Here is a 17441-nt window from a genome sequence, read left to right on the forward strand (position 1 = left end):
TGCGGATGATGGTCGATCTGGACCAAATATCCCCGCGCCAATGCAGGAGAGTCACAATGACGAATGCAATCACGCTGTACACCAATCCGATGTCGCGTGGGCAGATCGCCCGCTGGATGCTGGAGGAAGTGGGACAACCCTATGACATGGTCATTCTGGATTTCGAAAGCGGCATGAAATCCGCCGATTATCTGGCGATCAACCCGATGGGCAAGGTTCCGACAGTCGTGCACGCGGGGAAGGTCGTGACCGAATGCGCGGCGATATGCGCCTATCTCGCCGATGCCTTTCCTAACGCCGGCCTTGCGCCTTCCACCGACAGTCGCGCCGACTATTATCGCTGGCTTTTCTTCACCGCCGGCCCCGTGGAGGCAGCCGTCACCAACAAGGCCCTGGGCTTTGTCGTCCCCGAAGGCCGGGACCGGATGGCGGGCTATGGCAGCTTCGATCATGCGATCGACACCCTGGAACGCGCCGTCTCGGGACAGACATGGATTTGCGGGGATCGGTTCACTGCGGCCGACGTCTATGTGGGCTCGCAGATCGATTGGGGCCTCAGCTTCGGTTCGATACCCAGTCGCCCCGCCTTTGAGGCTTATGCCGGGCGCCTGCGCGAACGTCCGGCCTACAAGCGGCAGAAGGAACTCGACAATGCGCTGATCGCGAAAATGCAGAAGCCCTCCTGAATAAAAAGGCCCGGCGGATCACTCCACCGGGCCATGATGTTTTCGGCAGGCCTGCCTCAGTTGCGCTGATTGCCCATGAAGCGAAGCAGGAAAAGGAACATGTTGATGAAGTCGAGATAGAGGTTCAACGCCCCCATCACCACCGACTTGCCCATCATGTCCGTCCCGGCGACATAGGCATAGATGCTCTTGATCTTTTGCGTGTCGTAAGCCGTCAACCCGGCGAAAAGGAGCACGCCGATAAAGCTGATCACCAGATTCATCGCGCTCGATTTCAGGAACAGGTTGATGAGGCTGGCGACCAGCAGGCCGACCACACCCATGATAAGGAAGGTGCCGAAGCCCGAAAGATCGCGCTTGGTCGTATAGCCCCAGAGGCTGAGGCCAGCAAAGGCGGCCGCCGTCGCGAAGAAGGTCTGCGCAACCGACGTTCCGGTATAGACGAGCAGGATGGAGGAGAGCGACAGGCCCATCACCGCGGCATAGGCCCAGAACATCGCCTGCATCGCGAAGGTCGACAGGCGATTGATGCCGAAGCTCATCGTCATCACGAACAGCAACGGGGCGAACATGATGATATATTTCAGGATGCCGGGCCCAGCCAGGATCTGATAGGCAAGCCCGCTGGAGGCGAACAGCATGGCGACAACGCCGGTCAACAACACGCCGCTCGCCATATAATTGTAAACCGACAGCATATAGCTGCGCAGGCCAGCGTCGTACGCCTCCCCCCGCGCCACGGTCGTGCCGCCAAAACCCGCAATGTCGGAACGGGGATCGGACCAATTGGCCATGAGATATTCTCCTTCACCGGCATCCATGCGGCCGGTTTCCCTATTATCGGCTCATCCCGTTCCCAATTCAAGCCGCGAGCGCAATCTGACTTATGCCCGAAAAGCTACTATAGAAATGCGATGCACCGCTTGTTCGTCGCCCTGCGCCCACCCGCCGGCGTCCGTGCCGCACTCCTCGCCCTGATGAGCGGAATCAGGGGCGCGCGCTGGCAGGATGACGACCAATTGCACATCACCCTGCGTTTCGTGGGAGAGGTCAGTCGCCATCAGGCCAATGATCTGGCCGATGCGCTGGACGAAATCCGCTTTTCCCCCTTCCAGCTCGCCTTGTCCGGCGCAGGCTGCTTCGAGCGCAAGGGCCATGTCCACACGCTCTGGGCAGGCGTGGAGCCGCACGATTCCCTGGCGCAACTTCACCGGAAGGTCGACCGCGCCTGCGTCACGGCCGGTCTTTCCCCGGACGATCGCAGCTATTTCCCCCATGTCACGCTCGCCCGCTTTGGGCGAACGGCAGGCCCCTTGGACGCCTTCATGGCGCTTCATGCCGGCCTTTCCAGCACCCCATTCACCGTGAGCGAATTTGCCCTCTATGAGAGCCACCTCAGCGAAAGCGGTTCGACCTATCATCTGATCGAACGCTATCGGGCGGAAACGGGCGAGCCCTGAGGGAAGATGCTAGCTCAGGCTACGCCGCGATCGCGCCATTCACGAATTGCCCCCCGACAATATGCCGCACGCAACTCGGCTGCCCGCATTCCCAGCCGGGTCGGTTTTATTGTCGTCGGCCTGCGCATGGATCACTATGGCCGCGCCATCCGCGTCCAGCAACGGCGTGGCGCCTCCATGGATGGTTGCGCCGGCGATGACATATTCCATTTCCCCTGAACCGTCAGCGCCGGCGATCATGTTCGGCATGTCGCCCATATGCATTCCGGCCGGGTTGTCCTTGCCATGCTTGTGCCCGGTCGGGTTCCAGTGCCCGCCAGCGCTGGCGAAATCCGGTGGCGTGCACACGCCCGTGCCATGGATATGCACGGCATGCATGCCCGGCGTCAGACCTTGCGCGCGCACCAGAACATGCAAGCCATCGGTGGCCTGCGTCACCACCGCATCACCCCGTGACGTTCCATCGCCAGCCAGCAGCTTTGCACGCGCCACCGGCGCAGCGGCATCACCGGCGGTCGCCGTTTCCGACGATGCGGCAGCACAGCCCGATGCGATGGCAAGCAAGGGGGATGCCAGAAGAATTGCGGCAATTTTCATGATGAACAACTCCAAGAAGGATGCTGCCAGGCGAACGCAGCATAACGGTCTTTTGTTGCCTGAGTGATCCGAAATGTCACCGTCTTTCCGTCCGATAAGCGTCATCTCGAGCTGCTGAACCGGATGTTTCTGCACTGGCAGGAAAGCCGGCGCTCGGCGCAACTCGTCGCCGCCATTGCCGCCGCGCTCGGCTCCAGCAACGCGTTGTTTCATGAGCCGCGCGACAATTGACAGGATTTGCCAGTACCGGAGGCATAAAAAAGGGGCCAGTCTTGCGACCGGCCCCTCTTTTCTTCAGTCCCGAAGGACGGAAATCTTACTGGCCCGAACCCGGACCGTAGGTGATTTCCACGCGACGGTTCTGCAGTTCGCGAACGCCGTCGGCCGTTTCCACGCGGGGGTTCGATTCACCGAACGCCTGGGTGGTCATCACGCCGTCAGGGATACCCTTCGAAGCCATGTAGGCCTTGACCGAGTCAGCGCGACGCTGCGACAGGCCAACGTTGTACGAGGCCGAACCCGAACGGTCCGCATAGCCCGCCAGCATGACCTGGGCGCTACCGCAGTTGCTGTAGGCCGAAACCGCATTGTCCAGAATGGTGGCGGCATCAGGCGTGATGTCCGACTTGTCCCATTCGAAGAAGACGATGTACGGTCCAGGGCTGCACTCCGCAACCGGCGGCGGCGGGGGCGGCGGGGGCGGTGGGGGCGGCGGCGGGGGCGGCGGTGGAGGCGGCGGAGCAGCCGGTTCACCACCGAAGTTATAGGTCAGACCCAGCAGCACGCTGTGGGTGCGCAGCTTGGTGTCAACCGACGAGCCAGCGGGGCCACCGATGGTGGTGTAGGCCGGGATCAGCTTGATATCGTCCTGGTTGAAGAAACGATACTTCAGCGAGACGTCGACATGATTGGTCAGCGGGTAACGAACGCCAGCGATCGCCTGCCAGGCGAAACCGGTGTCGGAATCGTTGACAGTGTCGTTGGCTAGCTTGCCGCGCGACACGCCGACACCGCCGCCGACGAAGCCCTGCAGGCCATCATCGGGACCGAAGTCCAGCAAACCGTTCAGCATGAACGACAGAGCCGAAGCCGAACCACCGAAGCCGCTCTTGTCGAGGTCGACCAGAGCGCGCTTGTACGCCGCTTCTGCTTCCAGACGGAAACCACCGAAGTCATAACCGATGTTGCCATCGACATCAAAACCCTTGTGGTAGTCCACGCCAGCCAGCGTATTGCTGGCGGCACCGCCATTACCGGGGGTGAAGGTGATGTCCTGATCTTCGACGAGGACAACACCGGCATCTGCACCAATATACCAGCTGTTGTCACGCGCCAGGGCCGGGGTGGCCAAGGCGCTTGTCGCAAGCACAGCCGCGAGGGCAAGCTTCCGCATCTGAATTCCCCTTTCAAAAGTGTCACGAAGGACTGCTTAAACCCTGTATCGGCTAGAAAGTTTCATGGCAAGTCCACAATTGGCGAAACTGTTGCAAATATAACGCAGTTAGCTCGCTTGACGACCCCTCAAATCTCATCTCGAACAGCAGTTGCGGCATCAGGCAGACACACTGAAAGTCGCCGCCCGCTCACGTTGCGATCAGGCCATGTTCCTGCAACGCTCCCAATATTGCAACCAGCGCCGAGCGCGCCTCCGCATCGACCGTCGCGCCCCCTGTGGGACTGGCGATCGCCGCCCCGGCCGCGCCGACCACTTTTGTGCCGCCAATATGGATCCCATCCGCCTGCACAGCGCTATCCCGCCAGTTCACGCCGTCATGCAGCATGGCGTGCCCCCTGTCCACGACCCACAAGGACAGGCCGGCCCGCGGAGCGGCAAAACGCCAGCCCCCTTCGGTCCAGCCAGCCACGGCGCCGTCCTGGCCTTCCCAGGCGCCGACCGCGCCGGCCGCCACGACCCAGCAGGCACCCACCGTCGGCGCCACAGGCGGTTCGTCCAGGTCCGCGCTTTCCGCCGCCCCATGCAGCAGCATGTCGATCCGGGCCAAGGCCTCGTTGTGAAACAACTCCTTCTGCGCCTGCCCGGCAAAAAGTTGGGGCAAGGCCCAACGGCATGTCGAATCCATCGTCATGATATAATTGTCCTTTTCTTTCGGAAGGCCATGGTCAGGCGGCCAGGACGATCCGCGTCGCCCTGCCCGGCGCATAGGTGCCGATCTGCCGGATCTCGCAGGCCAGCTCGCCGGGATGCGCCATATCCTCGGTCACCGCAGCGGCCTCATAGGCCCAGGGCGAGTGGTCGGTGATGATCCTGCGCACTTCCATCGCCCCTGCAAACAGCCGCAGTTCATAGCTTTCGCGATCCTCACCCAGCGGGACGTCGGCGCCATTCGTCCAGCGCCATCCATTCCTGCTGCGCCTCGTCCAGCTGATGCTCCAGCCTCCGGTCCCGTCGGCACGCGCCGTCACATGCACCGGAGAAGGCGGCACTATCGCCTCGCCTCTTATCGTCAACAGCGCCTCGGCCGGTTCGCTGTCGCCCACGCCGATCGCAGCCATGCGCAGGCTGCCGCCAATATCCGCCCCGGCGCCATGGAGGGCAAGGTCGACCAACCGGTCCTCCTCCAGCAACAGGAAAGCCTCACCCTCTTCATGCGATGCCATGGCCCATTCGGTGCCGAACAAGCCGCGCCGCAATCCTTCCAGCCGAAAGCTGGCCTCGCCGGTCTGCACCACATGGCTGAACTGGACCAGCTCCTGCCCGACCAGGCACAGATTGCGGCCCATCCCCAGCGCCACTTCGTCCGCTCCACCCAATTCCATGTCCCCCGACAACAGGGTCACCAAGAGAGCGTTGACCTGGTCGATCATCGTCGCGCTGCCCGCGGGCAAGCCATTGTCCGTCCACCCCATCACGGCACGACCCGCCGTCCGCCCGGCAGGCGAAGCCTCCCCGGTCGCACCCATCAGGAACAGCGCCGCGCCGCGCCAACCCTCTCCACCACTCGCCGCCGCCATGAGGAGGGGGGCCGTCGCCGCCCCTTCCCTGATCATGGGCAGGTCCGCCAGCATCAATCTGGTCGGTCCATGTGGCCTGTCAGCCTGCCGCACCACCGCGCCCGACGATGCGCCCGCTGGAATTGCCGCCGCCGCGCCCGGCAAGCGTCGCAGCGCCAGACGCACTGCCATGCCTTCCCACTCCCGCTCCTCGATCTGCCAACGGCCCGCCACGCCCTCCACCGCAACGACGTCGCCCGGCGCATGGCACAGCGCGTCCCAGCCGCAGCGCAGCGTCATCGTCGATCGGCCGGCCCAGGCCGCTCCCAGCTTCCGCGCCGCCAGCAACCGCGCCTCCTCGCCGGACAGCACCATGGGCAGGTCCATTCCCTGCTCCAGCCGTCCCGGACCCGGCCTGCCGATGCGCTGGACGCCCGCCTGATAGTCGCGTGCCGGATCATGATAGCGGACCGACAGGGCCGCCGGCACGCTGTCGGCCGCGCCGCCCGAATGTTCGAAGCCGTCCAGCGCCCGTCCATTGACCGACCGGCACAGATCGTCGGACCCGATTGGCGCGGCGCCCTCGGCCGGTGCAGTCCGCAGGCGCAGTCCGGCCTCTTCTGCGAGCAGGGACAGGTCGAACGCCTCCACCAGCGGCGCCAGCGCGTCGCCCACGTCCGCGCCACTCGCCGCCATGCCGGCCACCGTACCCAGCCCCTCGCCCGTCAATATTCGCCCGCTCAGTTCGGCCGCCAGATCGGCAATTGCGACCGGACCCTCGTCCGCCTCCACCTCGAAGGTCAGGGAGGGGATGCGATTGCCATAATCCGCCAGCGCCAGATCCTCGAACACGGCATAGGCAATCCCCCGATGCCCCGGCGTCGCCGCCAATCCCTGCACCGCCGCGATCAGGGGGTCGACCGGCTGATCCTCTCCTCCCTCATGCAGCCGGAAAGCTCCCAGCTCCGTCTTGAAGTCCCCGGCCGCGCCGCGCAGCAGGTTGCCGTCCGCCCATATCCGTCGCACGGACCGGACCGACCGCGCCGACAGAGCCACGGCAAAGCTGGCCGAATAGCTGTAGTTCGTGACGCTGGGCCGCCCCTTGCCCCCGCCGCTCCTGTGCCGCGCCTCCTTGAGGTCGGTGGCCCAGATCACCGTTCCCGCCACCCGCAGCATTCCGAACAACTTGGGCACCTGCGATCCGTAGGTCGACGTCTGCACCTGGATCTCGTTCAGCCGCCGCCCCTCCACGCCCTTGGGCTTGAACAGCACGGCATGGTCGAACGCATTGCCGATCAACCCGCCAATGGCACCGCCCAGCGGCCCGCCAATGGCCGTGCCAAGGGCGGTCAACACGATCGTCGCCATAGATAGATACTCCTATTCCGCTCGCCAGTAACCGATCACCGGCCAGGGTGAAGGCCCCGGCATCTCCACCACGCGCCCCAGGCCCGCATGGGCATGGACATGCCCGCCCGGCACCACGATCATCAGATGCAGTTGCAGGGGGCCCGGCCGCACCAGCGCCAGATCGCCCTCGCGCGCCGCCTCGACCCGCCGCAATCCCGCCGCCCGCAACCATTCCGACGCCCGGCCCTCATCCCCCGATCGCAGCCCATATCCCTCCGGCGCCGCCCGCTTCAGGACCAGCGCCGCCAGCCCCACGCAATCCAGCCCCCGCTCGGGCGACCGCCCATGCAGCCGGAACGGCACGCCCACCAGCGCCCTGGCCTCCGCCACCGCGCCGCTCATGCGGCTCCCGGATAGCGGGTCAGCAAATCCGTCCCCGGCAGATAAGGCTCCCCGCGAAAATTCACCGCATTGCCGAACCGGCCGATGCACGTCGCAAGCTGCCGGTCGCACCCCTCGGTCAGCAAGGCCAGCGCCCCCGCCTCCACCGCAAATGGCGGCGGATCGGCCAGGCTCACACCGCCGGCGCCATTGTCGATCACCCCCTGCACTATCCCGCCATTGGCTCCGGTCAGCCAGCGCAACGTCCCGAAGGCATAGGCCCCCGGCTCCAGCCCGGCCACGCTCGCCACCGCATCCTCGACCGCGCCGACAATGACCACCCGCCGCCGCCCGGCCAGATCGACGCGACATTGCCTGTCTCCCAGCATTGCCCGGCAATCGGGCGATGTGGACGGCGCGACAGAGGCCTTCAGCGCCGCCATCGCGCCCACCAGCTCCGCCGTAAAGGCCCCCGCCTTGCGCTTCACCGCGCCGATCTCGCCGCGCGCCAGCAGCAGCCAGAGATCGCCCGGCGTCTCCCACTCGGTCAGCCGCAACTCCAGCCCGGCGCCGTCCCAGCGCCCGGCCGCCAGATCCGCCTCGCTGATCGCATCCGCGACCAGCGCGCCCTCGACATCGCTGTCCGCGCCCTCCAAGCCAATCCCGCTCCGCACGGCGGACGGCGTCATCCCCGGCGCCGCCCGATAGAGCATATGCCCGATCTCCAGATCGCGATCATGGCTCGTCAATCCGATCGTCACCCCGTCCCGCCGCTCGATCCGCCAGCAAAAGGCCAATGTCGCCAGCGGTTTCTCCAAAGCCTCCGCTCCGCTCATTCCCTGATCTCCACCAACGGCACCGAAGGCGCCTCGCCCGCCGCGAAGGTCGCCCGATTGATGTCCAGCCGGTCCTCGGCAAAGCGCACCGGCACATCGAAGCGGAAACCGGCGGTCAGCACCGCACCCTCCGCAGGCGCAGCGTCAAAGGCGATCATTCCCAACCCGGCATGGCTCCAGCCGCCCACCATCTCGGCGCCATTCACCGCCACCCTGATGGTGCCCGCCACCGGCCGCGTGATCCGCCGCACCTGCGCCTCTTCGCCGGCGCCGTAGAAGCGCTGCAACGGGAACGCCGTCCGCACCCCATCGCCCAGTCCCAGGCGCTGGTCCAGCGGCCCCGGCGCTTCCCCCATGCCGCAACTGCGATCGTCATAGGGATCGGTGAAGCGGAACCCCCGCGCCGCCCCCCGCCGCGCCCGGAAGAAGGCGATCAGCGCCGCCATGTCCGCCTCCGACCGCACGCCCGGCCCGGCATCGAAGGACAATCGCGCATCGGCCCAGTCGCTGCTGCGCCGCTCATGCCCCGAAACGCTCTCCACGACCTGCGTCGAAAAGGCGGGCGCCACGCTCGCCTCGCGCCCTATCGCCAGAGGAAAAGACACATCATCAAAGGCTTGCACATCTTTCTCCCCAGATAATCTGAAGCAGGTGAAGCCATCCCGCGCCACCTGCGGCAGCGCCCAGATGAAGGTCGCCGCCGTCCCCCGCCGCACCGCCGCATCCGCCGCCGCCGCGATCTCGCGCCATTGCGCGACGTCCTCGCCGCGCAGCACGAAGCCTGAAAGATAATGCTGCGCCTCGACCGGATAGCCCAGCCGCTCCACCGCCAGTTCGACACCCCGCGCCGTCAGCCGCTCGCGCCCCTGCGTCACCCAGTCATAATCTTCCAGTTGCAACACATCGAAGGCGGGGGACGCCCAGCCCAAGGGCATGTTCGCCCGCTTGGCTTCCGGCGCCAGCGGATCGAGCACGGTCGGCAGATAGGCCAGCAGATGCGTCACCGCCCCCGGCGCCACTCCCTTCACCCAGGCGCAGAGCGCCGCCGTGGAGGCCGCCAGCACTTCGCCCGCCCGATCCAGCAATGCCTTCTGCCCGCCGCTCAGCGCGCCCCGCACGTCCGGGATCGACACCAATGCCCCGCCAAAGGCCGCCCGCGCCGCATCGTCATACAGGCAGATGCGCCCATCCGCGGGCACCACCCACCACCAGGGCTCACCCACCTGAAAGCTGATCGGAATACCAGCCGCCAAGCCAATGGAAACAAAGGCCCCGGCTACCATCCGCAAATAGCTCATCGCGCCATCATGCGCCGGGGAGAGCAAGGTTGAAGGCGGCGACCAGCCCGTCAGTGCGGGCGTGCCATCCTCCGCCCTCTGCTTCCAGTCATTCCAGCAATGCGCGTCGAACAGCTCATAGGAGAGCGACCAGATCATCCCCAGCCCGAATGCCTTCGCCTGCCGCGCGAAATCCGCATGCCAGGCCGCGCAGGGCGCATTCAGCACGCCCCCGGCCAGGCTGATATAAAGTCCGCCGCCCAGGGGTTCGAGCCGGAAATAATGGCTCATCCCGACATAATGGTTGATGTCCCCGCGATAACCCAATGCATGGATCGATGCGACGATCCGCTCCGGCGTCTGGTTGAAGCAGTCGTCATAGCCGGTCGCCATCGACAGCCCATGTTCGGGCAGCACCACATCGCCCACACGCAGCACCGATCCGGCGCCGTCGCAGCGCATGTCCGAAAGCTCGCACCATCCCTCGACCCCGGCCGCGATCGGCGTGCTCCCCGCATCATAGGTTGGCGCCGCGAGCGAGAGGAACATCCTGTCCACATCGCCCGCCCACACCTCTTCCCCCTCACTCGGCAGGAATCCGCTCCTGATCGCGGAAAAATCCAGCGTGACGACAGCATCTTCCGGCCCGCCGCTCGCATAGTTCCACAAGCGCACATACCAGGCCCGCGCATGGCCCGCCGCATCCCTCCCCTCGATCGTCAGCGTCGGCCCATGCGTCTGGTCCAGCCGCCGCAGCCCGCCGCTGCGCCAGCGAAAGCGCAACACGCAATCGCGAAAATCCCGATCCGTGTCATAGGCGAGCAGAGCATGGCTCCACCTGTCCTCCGCTTCCCAGATCAGCCCGGCCAGATCGCCCGATCCGTAGAAGACCGCATCCACCCGCAGCGCATCGGGCGCGGTCGTCACCACGCTGGCCATCATCGGCCGGGGGAAATTGACGGTCCAGTGCGTCGGTGCAAAACGCTTCATGAACCGCGTTTCCTGCCCCCGCCGCGCATCCGCCAGCCAATAGCCCAAGGCATTCATCCGTTTATCGCTCCCCTCACCGCGCGCGCCACCTGCCGCGCGCTGCGCGCCAGCAATCGGGCGCTGTCGGCACCCTGCCCCTGAACCGCGATGGAAACCCGCACGTCCCGGACGCTTCCGCCGCCCTGCCCGCCATTTGGCCCGCCATTGGCAACGACCTGCCCGCTCATCGTCGGCACGAAGACCTCGGGTCCCCGCTCCCCCACGACATAGGCCCGCCCCGGCGCCACCGGCCCGCCGGTCGCCCGCCCCGGCAGACCCAGCGCCGACGCGGCCAGCCCGATCAGCCCGCCGTCCCCCCCGATGCTGTTCACCCCGGCCCGCAGGGCGCCGGCGGCAATGTCATCCAGCATGCGCAGCGCGACCACCTTCAATTCCTGAAACCCGAACGCCCCGGTGCGCACGGCCCGCAGCAAGCCCTGCTCGATCCGCCGTCCGGCTCGCTCCGCGCCCGTGACCAAGGGCCCCTCCAGCGCCCCTCGCATGGCCTCCACATCCCGCGCAAAACCCTGCGTATCCGCCCACACCCGCACGACCAGATTGTCGATTTCCTCGTCCATCCCACCCCCCAAACTCATCCTGAACCGCAATGCGCTCCTGCGCAGGCGGGAGCTCAGCCCGGCCGAGCTTCCCCTCGTTTCAAGCGGAAGATCGGCTCCCCCTTTCCGGCGCGATGCTCCCGGCGCCCGACATGCCTTCGTCCGGCATCCCGGCGCGCAGCCTTTCCAGCTCCGCCCGGTCCATCCCGCCGCGCGCCTCCTCCTCATCTCCACGCACCGCGCGCAACACGCTCTCCAGTTCGGCCGGCGTCGCCCGCCAGAACTCGTCCGGCCGCCAGCCCAGCAACCACCCCGCGACCCCTGCCAGTCGCGCCGCCATTTTGAAAAAGCTCATCGTCCCCCCAAAATCTGTGCCAATATTCCCCGCAGGACAGGCGTCAGCTTCGCCAGCCCGACCGCCACGATCGCCTCGCCCAGCGCATCGCGCGTCAGCCCCGCCGGCGGCTCCACCAGACAATGCCAGAACAGCCCCGCCATCTCGGCGAGCGACAGCTTCCCGTCGGCGGCTCGCTCCACCAGTGCGAACAGCGGCCCCAATTCCTCCTCGGCCGCCACCAGGGCCGCGAAGCTGGGCCGCAGGACCAGGCGCTCCCCGCCCAGTTCCAGCGCGGCCTCGCCCCTTGCGCCATTGGGCGCGCTCACAGCGACACCACCGGCCCGGAACTCTCCAGGCCCAGCGCATAGTTGCGCTCCCCATTATAATCCCCGGCATAATCGAGCCGCGTCACCAGGAAGCGCCCGCGCATCTTCTCGCCGCTTTCGAAGCTCAGCTCATAATCCTCGATTGTCCCGGCCAGCGCATGGTTGCGCAGCCGCACCTCCGCCGCGGATCCTGTGAATATGCCCGCCGCCGACACGCTGACGGATCGCACGCCCGCGCCGGACAGCAGCTCGCGCCAGCCGCCCGATTCCTTGTGCGTGACATTCACCGCCTCGCCATTGACGGACAGTTGCGTTGTCCGCATCCCCGCCACGGTCGCATAGGCCGCAGGCGCGCCCCCATCCCCTATTTTCAACAGAAACGCGCTTCCTTTTTCCACGCCCATGGCGCATTCTCCTCTAAGATAAACCGTGCAAGATTCGGGATTTGGAGAGAGGCCCCTATGTTCGTCACTGCCCCCCTGATGCTGTTGCTGGCCGCCGCTCCGCAGGGCGGCGTCGATGTCGGCACCGGCCGCAAGGATTATTCCCAGTGCCTGTCGAAACAGATCCAGCCCGCCATCGACAAGAAGCTGTCGCTTGCCGATTTCCAGGCCACGCTGAAGAGCGAATGCGGCGCCAAGGAAACCGCCTTCCGCACCGCCATCGTCGCCGACGACAAATCCAGCGGCATGTCGGAAAAGGACGCCCAATCGGACGCCGACGACCAGATCAGCGAATATCGGGACAAGATCGTCGGGGAATATGAAGACTATTCGAAGCCGGGCGTCTAAGCCCGCGCTTCACCGTCGTCCCCGCGAAAGCGGGGACCCGTCGCCCGCCCGGTCCTCCCCCGCAACGCTGGCGGGCCTATCGGCTACAGCCGCACCACCCGCACCCGATAATCCACCAGGGCCTGCCACCCGTCCCGCGTGGCCGTCCGCCCCATGCGAGAGCGCAGCAGCCGCGCGGCGATGACCTGCCAGCCCTCCACCGGCCCCATTGCCCGCAACACCGCGTCTACCCGCCCCAGCAGGCCGCCCAGCCGCGACGGCGCCTCCCCCGCATCGAACAGGCTGACCGTCATCGTCAGTTCCCGCCCCTCCACATCCTTCGCGCCCCAATCCAGCGCGATGCAGTCCCCCACAACGCCATAGGGCGCGCTCGCCCGCGCCGGCGCGCCGTCGAACAACCCGTTCAACCCCGCCATCAGCACTGCATCCCCGCGCAGGGCCGCCACCACGGCCGCACGCACCGCCACTTCCGCGCTCATCGCCGTCCCCCTCCCCAATGCCGGCCCGCTTCCCGCAGCGCCAGGTCGCCCATCCACCGATCCTTCAGCCCGCGCCCGGACAGGCGCACGGCCTCGCCCTCGACCCGCGCCTCGATCCCGGAGGCCGCGAGGGCGGCGGCAATCCCCTGACGCCGCGCCTCCAGCCGCGCTTCGACCAGCGCCCTCAGCCGCGCCTTCATGCCAGCCGCATCCGTCGCCATGGCCGCCACAGCGCGCTCACCACGGCGGGCGGCATCGCCACATCGCCGCCGCGCGCCGCGAAATGCTCCGCCGCCAGCCGGACGATCCCCTGGCGGATCGCTTCGGGCAGCGCCGCCTCATCGGCCGCCAGTCCCGCCCGATAGCGTATCGTGACCTTGCCCGGCCCATCGACCAGCCGCGCCCGCACCCATCCATCGCCCGACACATCAATGTCGAAGGCATAGGCCTCCGGCGCCAAAGCCACGCCCGCCGCCTCCGCCCCCTCGATCGCCACCACCGGCCGTGCCAGCAGCCTCTGCCAACTCCCGTCGGCCGCGATCGTCTCCGCCGCCTCGCGCACCACCAGCCACTGCCCGATAAACTGCTCGCAAAGCCCGCAAGCCCCCGCCAGCAGCCGCTCCAGCACCTCATCCTCATCGTTCGACCCGATCCGCAACCAGGCCTTGAGATCCCCCAGCATCGCCCCTCCAAAGAAAAAGGGGACGCCCCGCAGGACGCCCCCAGTCTACCCCTCTCCCCTGGCGGAAGAAGGACATGAAGCCTTATCCTCCTTCGACCGGCTCCGGACGGTCAGGCGAAGTCGGATGAGGGATGATCAGGACGCAGAAAACTTCATCAGCTTGATCGCTTCCGAATTGGCCACGGCGCCGCCGATCCGCTTCACCGCATAGAAATGCACGAACGGCTTGTTGCTGAACGGATCGCGCAGGATGCTCGTCTCGCTGCGTTCGGAAATCACATAGCCCGCCTGGAAATTGCCGAACGCGATCGACAGCGAACCGGCCGCGATATCCGGCATGTCCTCCGCCTCGACCACCGGATAGCCCAGCAGGGTCGCCGGTTGTCCCACAGCCAGGGAAGGCTGCCAGATGAACGCGCCGTCGCTGGTCTTCATCTTGCGAATGACCGACAGCGTCGCCGAATTCATCACGAAACAGGCCCCCTGGCGATAGGGCGCGCGCAACGCCTGCACCAGGTCGATCAGCTTATCCTGCCCCGACGCGGCAAAGGCGCCCGACGCGCCCGACGCCACATATTGCAGCGACCCGAAGGCCCGCACGCTGTCCACCTCATTGGTGGTCGTATAGGTCAGGAAGCCCTTGGGCTTGTTCGTCCCATTGCCGTTGACGAAGGCCGCGCCCTCCGCCGCCGCGAACTCGCGGGCGATCTCGCCCGCCAGCCAGCTTTCGACATCGAACTGCGCATCGTCCAGCATCGCCTGGCTCGCCGCCGGATTGGCGTAAAGCTCGCCCGAAGGGGGCACGATCTCGTTGAAGCTCGGCGTCGCCGTCTCCGCCCGCGCGCCCGTCTCGCTGGCCCAGCCCGACACGATGCCGCCGGCCGTCACCAGCTTGCGATAGCCCGCCGTCCCGGTCCGCACGACATTGGCGATCGAACGAATGGGCGAAATCGCCTTCAGCGTCGCCCCGATGATCTGGTCGATCTCCCGCGGCACCGCATAGCCGCCAGCCGCGCCCGACGCCCCGGAAAAGCTCTTCAGCTCGACTCCGGCCTCCAGCCCCTGCCGCACATATCTCTCGACAAAGGCGCCGCGCTGCGGATCGACCGCCCCGCCCTTGACGCCATCCAGCGCCGGCCGCTGCTGCATCAGCAGGGCCCCTTTCAGCGCCGCCACCTCGCTCTCCAGTCCCGCAATGCGTTCACCCTGCACCACCGCGTCAAAGCTCGCTTCCAACTGATCCGTCATCCACCACTCCCACGAAAAAGGGCGGCCCAACCGGACCGCCCGAACACTTCCTTCTCCCAGCGGGAAAAGGATACGAAACCTTGGCGACCCAGCCGCCTAGGCGAAGTTGGATGAGGGCGACTGCCCCCTATTCCACCGCGATCACCCTCGCCCGATCCTGCATCGGATGGGTCACGACACTGACCTCCACCACCTCCAGTTCCAGCAGTTCACGCGGCGCTTTCCCCCGCGCCTCCCGCACCCGATAGCCAAAGGACAAGCCGTCCACCGCCTTCTCCCGCAACGCCCGCGCCGCCTCCCGCCCAACGGCGGTCCGTGCCGACACCCGGCCGATCACGCGCAGTCCAAGGCGATCCTCCTCGACCTTCTCCACCGTCCCGATCACCTCGCCCGGCCTGTGCTGCCACAGCAGCGGCATCCCTGCCGCCACCCCGACAAAGGCCCCCGCCCGCACCACGTCACCGCCCCGATCCACCCGGTCGAACACCGCCGCATAGCCGGCAAACCGGACGTCACTCATGCCCCAGCCCCAGCAATCCCATCTTCACCGCCATCCCCAGCAGCATCAGCGCCGTCACGATCCGCACGACCCATGCGACCACGGCGCCGCGCGCCGCCTTCTTCGCGTCGCGCCAGGCACCCAGCAGCTCGCGCAATTCCCGCACATCCGCCTCGGCCCCACGATCCGCCAGTCCCAGCCGCGCCAGCGCCCGCCCGGCGCCCAATTCGCTCGCCTCCTCGATCAGCGCCCGGATCATCAGCATGTCCATCCCCACCGGCTGCACCTCGGCCTGCGCCACCAGCCGCGCCAGCATCTCTCCGTCATGTTTCATCCCTTGCCTCCGCACCCGCCGCCTCAACCCATGCCCAGCATCGCCTTCTTCTCCTCCGCCGACAGGAAGTCCGCCGCCGCCACCCGGTCCCACAGCGCGCCGCGCTCCTCGTACAGCGCGGGCACCGCATCCAGGTCGGCGCTCAGGCACAGCGCCGGCCACCAGCCCTGCAACCCCTGCGCCAGCCCGCCCCAGATCTTCGCCAGCAGCGGCAGGATCGTCTGCCGCCACAGCGCCCGGTTGGCCTCGCGATAATTGGCGTAGCTATTGTCCCCCGGCAGTCCCATCAGCATCGGCGGCACGCCAAAGGCGAGCGCGATCTCCCGCGCCGCCGCCGCCTTCAGCCCGACGAAATCCATCTCGGCGGGCGTCAGGCTCATCGCCTTCCAGTCCAGCCCGCCCTCCAGCAGCATCGGCCGCCCGGCATTGGCCGCGCCGGAAAAGGCCATCTCCATCTCCCGCTTGACCCGCTCGAACTGTTCGGGGCTCATCACCGATCCGTCACCCGGATCATAGACCATCGCTCCCGAAGGCCGCGCCGCATTGTCCAGCAGCGCCTTGTTCCACACCGTCGCCGCATTGTGGATCGCCACCGCCCCGGCCGCCGCGCCGACGCAGCCCAGCCCGTAATGATCGTCCAGCGGATGCAGCGCCTTCAGATGCACGATCCCGGTCCGTCCGGCGCCATCCTCCGGCGACAGGCGCGTCACGCTTTCGCCGACGCGATACAGATAGGCCGCCGGCCAGCCCCGCGCATCCGCCTCCACGCTCACCCGTTCGGGCCGCAGCGCATAGAGTTCGCTCGGCATCCCGTCCGCGCCCAGGATGATCTGGACATAGGCGTTGCCGTGCAGCAGCAGGTGGCTCGCCACCGTCTCGACCAGCGACTGGCCGGAGGAACAGCGCGTCACCAGCGCCTTCACCCGCCCCCGGACATCCTCCGCGACGCCGCCGACGACCGGCACTGTCCCGCCCGCCCCCTCCACCACCAGCCGCAGGGCGCGCTGCGCCACCGGATTGCCGACCACACCGGCGCGCACCTGCTGCTCATAGCTGGCCGGCCATTCGCCCAGCGCGACCCCGCCCGAACCCCAGGCACGCGCCAACACCGGCCGCGCCCCGCCGCGCGCCGCCTTCACTCCGAAAAATTTCATTAGATGCACCCACAAAAAATCCTCCCTCCGGAACCGGGGGGAGGATAGTGAAGGTCGACGACGCCCAGCCGCCTACCGAAAGCTATATGGGGGCTGTCCCGCCCCCGACATCCTCAGGGATTGCGCGCCAGGACCCGGTCGCAGGCCGAATTCGTCCCTTCGCTCTTGCCGATCACGCGGCCCGCCACGGCGCCCGCCGCACCGGCCAGCAGGGACTCGCCCAGGCTGCCACCGGCCAGAGCGCCCACGCCCGCGCCACCCGCCGCGCCGATCACCGTGCCCTTGTCCCGCCCCTTCTTGGCCTGGAGCAGGCAATAGCGCACATCATCCCGGTCCCGCGGCGCGGCCCGCGCCACCCGCGCCCGCTCCTTGCTGTTCAGCGAAGCCGCCAGCACCGGCGAGCCCACCAGCGCCAGCCCCGCGGCAGCCATCGTCCATTTGGCCAATCTCATGACCCGATCTCCTT

At 67.0% G+C, this 17441-nt stretch carries 24 protein-coding genes; 4 read left to right on the plus strand and 20 right to left on the minus strand.

Annotation, left to right across the window (positions count from 1 at the left end):
• Positions 1 to 56 precede the first annotated feature (56 nt).
• On the plus strand, positions 57 to 686 hold the full coding sequence (locus MRBLMA1_RS04730) for a glutathione S-transferase family protein (protein WP_363735271.1): 630 nt from the start codon (positions 57 to 59) through the stop codon (positions 684 to 686).
• Positions 687 to 742: 56 nt separating this feature from the next.
• On the opposite strand, the gene MRBLMA1_RS04735 is transcribed toward MRBLMA1_RS04730, so the two are convergent.
• Positions 743 to 1480 (minus strand): Bax inhibitor-1/YccA family protein, encoded by a 738-nt coding sequence (locus MRBLMA1_RS04735; protein WP_363735272.1) that lies wholly within the window; start codon positions 1478 to 1480, stop codon positions 743 to 745.
• A 120-nt stretch (positions 1481 to 1600) separates the two neighbouring features.
• On the opposite strand from MRBLMA1_RS04735, the gene thpR reads away from it, so the two are divergent.
• A complete protein-coding gene (gene thpR / locus MRBLMA1_RS04740; protein ID WP_363735273.1) occupies positions 1601 to 2146 on the plus strand; it encodes an RNA 2',3'-cyclic phosphodiesterase in 546 nt (181 codons plus the stop codon).
• A 39-nt stretch (positions 2147 to 2185) separates the two neighbouring features.
• Here thpR and MRBLMA1_RS04745 read toward each other — a convergent pair whose 3' ends face one another.
• Positions 2186 to 2743, minus strand: coding sequence for a superoxide dismutase family protein (locus MRBLMA1_RS04745; RefSeq protein WP_363735274.1), 558 nt, complete (start codon positions 2741 to 2743; stop codon positions 2186 to 2188).
• A 63-nt stretch (positions 2744 to 2806) separates the two neighbouring features.
• Here MRBLMA1_RS04745 and MRBLMA1_RS04750 point away from each other — a divergent pair, with 63 nt between their 5' ends.
• Positions 2807 to 2974: a hypothetical protein gene (locus MRBLMA1_RS04750; protein WP_363735275.1), complete on the plus strand. Its 168-nt coding sequence runs from the start codon at positions 2807 to 2809 to the stop codon at positions 2972 to 2974.
• An 85-nt stretch (positions 2975 to 3059) separates the two neighbouring features.
• Here MRBLMA1_RS04750 and MRBLMA1_RS04755 read toward each other — a convergent pair whose 3' ends face one another.
• The 10 genes from MRBLMA1_RS04755 to MRBLMA1_RS04800 form a co-directional block, all read right to left on the minus strand.
• The gene (locus MRBLMA1_RS04755) at positions 3060 to 4136 is read right to left on the minus strand and encodes an OmpA family protein (protein ID WP_363735276.1); all 1077 of its coding nucleotides are present in this window, start codon (positions 4134 to 4136) and stop codon (positions 3060 to 3062) included.
• 190 nt (positions 4137 to 4326) lie between these two features.
• Positions 4327 to 4830, minus strand: coding sequence for a DUF2793 domain-containing protein (locus tag MRBLMA1_RS04760; RefSeq protein ID WP_363735277.1), 504 nt, complete (start codon positions 4828 to 4830; stop codon positions 4327 to 4329).
• Between the two features lie 34 nt (positions 4831 to 4864).
• The gene (locus MRBLMA1_RS04765) at positions 4865 to 7063 is read right to left on the minus strand and encodes a phage tail protein (RefSeq protein WP_363735278.1); all 2199 of its coding nucleotides are present in this window, start codon (positions 7061 to 7063) and stop codon (positions 4865 to 4867) included.
• 12 nt (positions 7064 to 7075) lie between these two features.
• On the minus strand, positions 7076 to 7435 hold the full coding sequence (locus MRBLMA1_RS04770) for a peptidoglycan endopeptidase (RefSeq protein ID WP_363735422.1): 360 nt from the start codon (positions 7433 to 7435) through the stop codon (positions 7076 to 7078).
• Positions 7436 to 7443: 8 nt separating this feature from the next.
• Entirely contained in the window at positions 7444 to 8262 is an 819-nt protein-coding gene (locus tag MRBLMA1_RS04775; protein WP_363735279.1) for a DUF2163 domain-containing protein, read from the minus strand.
• Positions 8259 to 10586: a DUF2460 domain-containing protein gene (locus MRBLMA1_RS04780; RefSeq protein WP_363735281.1), complete on the minus strand. Its 2328-nt coding sequence runs from the start codon at positions 10584 to 10586 to the stop codon at positions 8259 to 8261. The genes MRBLMA1_RS04775 and MRBLMA1_RS04780 overlap by 4 nt, the downstream gene beginning before the upstream one ends.
• The gene (locus MRBLMA1_RS04785) at positions 10583 to 11146 is read right to left on the minus strand and encodes a tail tape measure protein (protein WP_363735423.1); all 564 of its coding nucleotides are present in this window, start codon (positions 11144 to 11146) and stop codon (positions 10583 to 10585) included. Before MRBLMA1_RS04785 ends, MRBLMA1_RS04780 begins: the two co-directional genes overlap by 4 nt.
• 79 nt (positions 11147 to 11225) lie before the next feature.
• The gene (locus MRBLMA1_RS04790; protein WP_363735282.1) at positions 11226 to 11480 is read right to left on the minus strand and encodes a phage tail assembly chaperone; all 255 of its coding nucleotides are present in this window, start codon (positions 11478 to 11480) and stop codon (positions 11226 to 11228) included.
• Entirely contained in the window at positions 11477 to 11788 is a 312-nt protein-coding gene (locus MRBLMA1_RS04795) for a gene transfer agent family protein (RefSeq protein WP_363735283.1), read from the minus strand. The genes MRBLMA1_RS04790 and MRBLMA1_RS04795 overlap by 4 nt, the downstream gene beginning before the upstream one ends.
• Complete coding sequence (locus MRBLMA1_RS04800; protein ID WP_133651687.1) at positions 11785 to 12192, minus strand: phage tail tube protein; 408 nt, start codon at positions 12190 to 12192, stop codon at positions 11785 to 11787. Before MRBLMA1_RS04800 ends, MRBLMA1_RS04795 begins: the two co-directional genes overlap by 4 nt.
• Positions 12193 to 12249: 57 nt before the next feature.
• Here MRBLMA1_RS04800 and MRBLMA1_RS04805 point away from each other — a divergent pair, with 57 nt between their 5' ends.
• Entirely contained in the window at positions 12250 to 12579 is a 330-nt protein-coding gene (locus MRBLMA1_RS04805) for a hypothetical protein (RefSeq protein WP_363735285.1), read from the plus strand.
• Positions 12580 to 12662: 83 nt separating this feature from the next.
• Here MRBLMA1_RS04805 and gp17 read toward each other — a convergent pair whose 3' ends face one another.
• From gp17 to MRBLMA1_RS04845, 8 genes are all read right to left on the minus strand, one after another.
• Positions 12663 to 13058, minus strand: coding sequence for a tail completion protein gp17 (gp17, locus tag MRBLMA1_RS04810; protein WP_363735286.1), 396 nt, complete (start codon positions 13056 to 13058; stop codon positions 12663 to 12665).
• Positions 13055 to 13258 carry a hypothetical protein gene (locus tag MRBLMA1_RS04815; protein ID WP_363735288.1) on the minus strand — a complete coding sequence of 68 codons (204 nt, stop codon included), beginning with the start codon at positions 13256 to 13258 and terminating at the stop codon, positions 13055 to 13057. The genes gp17 and MRBLMA1_RS04815 overlap by 4 nt, the downstream gene beginning before the upstream one ends.
• On the minus strand, positions 13255 to 13740 hold the full coding sequence (locus tag MRBLMA1_RS04820; RefSeq protein ID WP_363735289.1) for a head-tail connector protein: 486 nt from the start codon (positions 13738 to 13740) through the stop codon (positions 13255 to 13257). Before MRBLMA1_RS04820 ends, MRBLMA1_RS04815 begins: the two co-directional genes overlap by 4 nt.
• A 135-nt stretch (positions 13741 to 13875) precedes the next feature.
• Positions 13876 to 14988, minus strand: a complete 1113-nt coding sequence (locus MRBLMA1_RS04825; RefSeq protein ID WP_363735290.1) for a phage major capsid protein — start codon at positions 14986 to 14988, stop codon at positions 13876 to 13878.
• 127 nt (positions 14989 to 15115) lie between these two features.
• Positions 15116 to 15508, minus strand: a complete 393-nt coding sequence (locus MRBLMA1_RS04830) for an HK97 family phage prohead protease (protein WP_363735291.1) — start codon at positions 15506 to 15508, stop codon at positions 15116 to 15118.
• Positions 15501 to 15821, minus strand: a complete 321-nt coding sequence (locus MRBLMA1_RS04835) for a DUF6127 family protein (protein ID WP_363735292.1) — start codon at positions 15819 to 15821, stop codon at positions 15501 to 15503. The genes MRBLMA1_RS04830 and MRBLMA1_RS04835 overlap by 8 nt, the downstream gene beginning before the upstream one ends.
• 23 nt (positions 15822 to 15844) lie before the next feature.
• Positions 15845 to 16975: a phage portal protein gene (locus tag MRBLMA1_RS04840; RefSeq protein WP_363735293.1), complete on the minus strand. Its 1131-nt coding sequence runs from the start codon at positions 16973 to 16975 to the stop codon at positions 15845 to 15847.
• A gap of 113 nt (positions 16976 to 17088) precedes the next feature.
• The gene (locus MRBLMA1_RS04845; protein WP_133651678.1) at positions 17089 to 17427 is read right to left on the minus strand and encodes a hypothetical protein; all 339 of its coding nucleotides are present in this window, start codon (positions 17425 to 17427) and stop codon (positions 17089 to 17091) included.
• Positions 17428 to 17441 lie beyond the last annotated feature (14 nt).

Source organism: Sphingobium sp. LMA1-1-1.1 (genome assembly GCF_040676365.1).
Lineage (GTDB): Bacteria > Pseudomonadota > Alphaproteobacteria > Sphingomonadales > Sphingomonadaceae > Sphingobium.

Bases quoted from the DNA above. Each gene is read 5' to 3' on its own strand.
- MRBLMA1_RS04730 (WP_363735271.1), top strand. From the start codon at position 57: ATGACGAATGCAATCACGCTGTACACCAATCCGATGTCGCGTGGGCAG.
- MRBLMA1_RS04735 (WP_363735272.1), bottom strand. From the start codon at position 1,480: ATGGCCAATTGGTCCGATCCCCGTTCCGACATTGCGGGTTTTGGCGGC.
- thpR (WP_363735273.1), top strand. From the start codon at position 1,601: ATGCACCGCTTGTTCGTCGCCCTGCGCCCACCCGCCGGCGTCCGTGCC.
- MRBLMA1_RS04745 (WP_363735274.1), bottom strand. From the start codon at position 2,743: ATGAAAATTGCCGCAATTCTTCTGGCATCCCCCTTGCTTGCCATCGCA.
- MRBLMA1_RS04755 (WP_363735276.1), bottom strand. From the start codon at position 4,136: ATGCGGAAGCTTGCCCTCGCGGCTGTGCTTGCGACAAGCGCCTTGGCC.
- MRBLMA1_RS04760 (WP_363735277.1), bottom strand. From the start codon at position 4,830: ATGACGATGGATTCGACATGCCGTTGGGCCTTGCCCCAACTTTTTGCC.
- MRBLMA1_RS04765 (WP_363735278.1), bottom strand. From the start codon at position 7,063: ATGGCGACGATCGTGTTGACCGCCCTTGGCACGGCCATTGGCGGGCCG.
- MRBLMA1_RS04775 (WP_363735279.1), bottom strand. From the start codon at position 8,262: ATGAGCGGAGCGGAGGCTTTGGAGAAACCGCTGGCGACATTGGCCTTT.
- MRBLMA1_RS04780 (WP_363735281.1), bottom strand. From the start codon at position 10,586: ATGAATGCCTTGGGCTATTGGCTGGCGGATGCGCGGCGGGGGCAGGAA.
- MRBLMA1_RS04785 (WP_363735423.1), bottom strand. From the start codon at position 11,146: ATGGACGAGGAAATCGACAATCTGGTCGTGCGGGTGTGGGCGGATACG.
- MRBLMA1_RS04790 (WP_363735282.1), bottom strand. From the start codon at position 11,480: ATGAGCTTTTTCAAAATGGCGGCGCGACTGGCAGGGGTCGCGGGGTGG.
- MRBLMA1_RS04800 (WP_133651687.1), bottom strand. From the start codon at position 12,192: ATGGGCGTGGAAAAAGGAAGCGCGTTTCTGTTGAAAATAGGGGATGGG.
- MRBLMA1_RS04805 (WP_363735285.1), top strand. From the start codon at position 12,250: ATGTTCGTCACTGCCCCCCTGATGCTGTTGCTGGCCGCCGCTCCGCAG.
- gp17 (WP_363735286.1), bottom strand. From the start codon at position 13,058: ATGAGCGCGGAAGTGGCGGTGCGTGCGGCCGTGGTGGCGGCCCTGCGC.
- MRBLMA1_RS04815 (WP_363735288.1), bottom strand. From the start codon at position 13,258: ATGAAGGCGCGGCTGAGGGCGCTGGTCGAAGCGCGGCTGGAGGCGCGG.
- MRBLMA1_RS04820 (WP_363735289.1), bottom strand. From the start codon at position 13,740: ATGCTGGGGGATCTCAAGGCCTGGTTGCGGATCGGGTCGAACGATGAG.
- MRBLMA1_RS04825 (WP_363735290.1), bottom strand. From the start codon at position 14,988: ATGACGGATCAGTTGGAAGCGAGCTTTGACGCGGTGGTGCAGGGTGAA.
- MRBLMA1_RS04830 (WP_363735291.1), bottom strand. From the start codon at position 15,508: ATGAGTGACGTCCGGTTTGCCGGCTATGCGGCGGTGTTCGACCGGGTG.
- MRBLMA1_RS04835 (WP_363735292.1), bottom strand. From the start codon at position 15,821: ATGAAACATGACGGAGAGATGCTGGCGCGGCTGGTGGCGCAGGCCGAG.
- MRBLMA1_RS04840 (WP_363735293.1), bottom strand. From the start codon at position 16,975: ATGAAATTTTTCGGAGTGAAGGCGGCGCGCGGCGGGGCGCGGCCGGTG.
- MRBLMA1_RS04845 (WP_133651678.1), bottom strand. From the start codon at position 17,427: ATGAGATTGGCCAAATGGACGATGGCTGCCGCGGGGCTGGCGCTGGTG.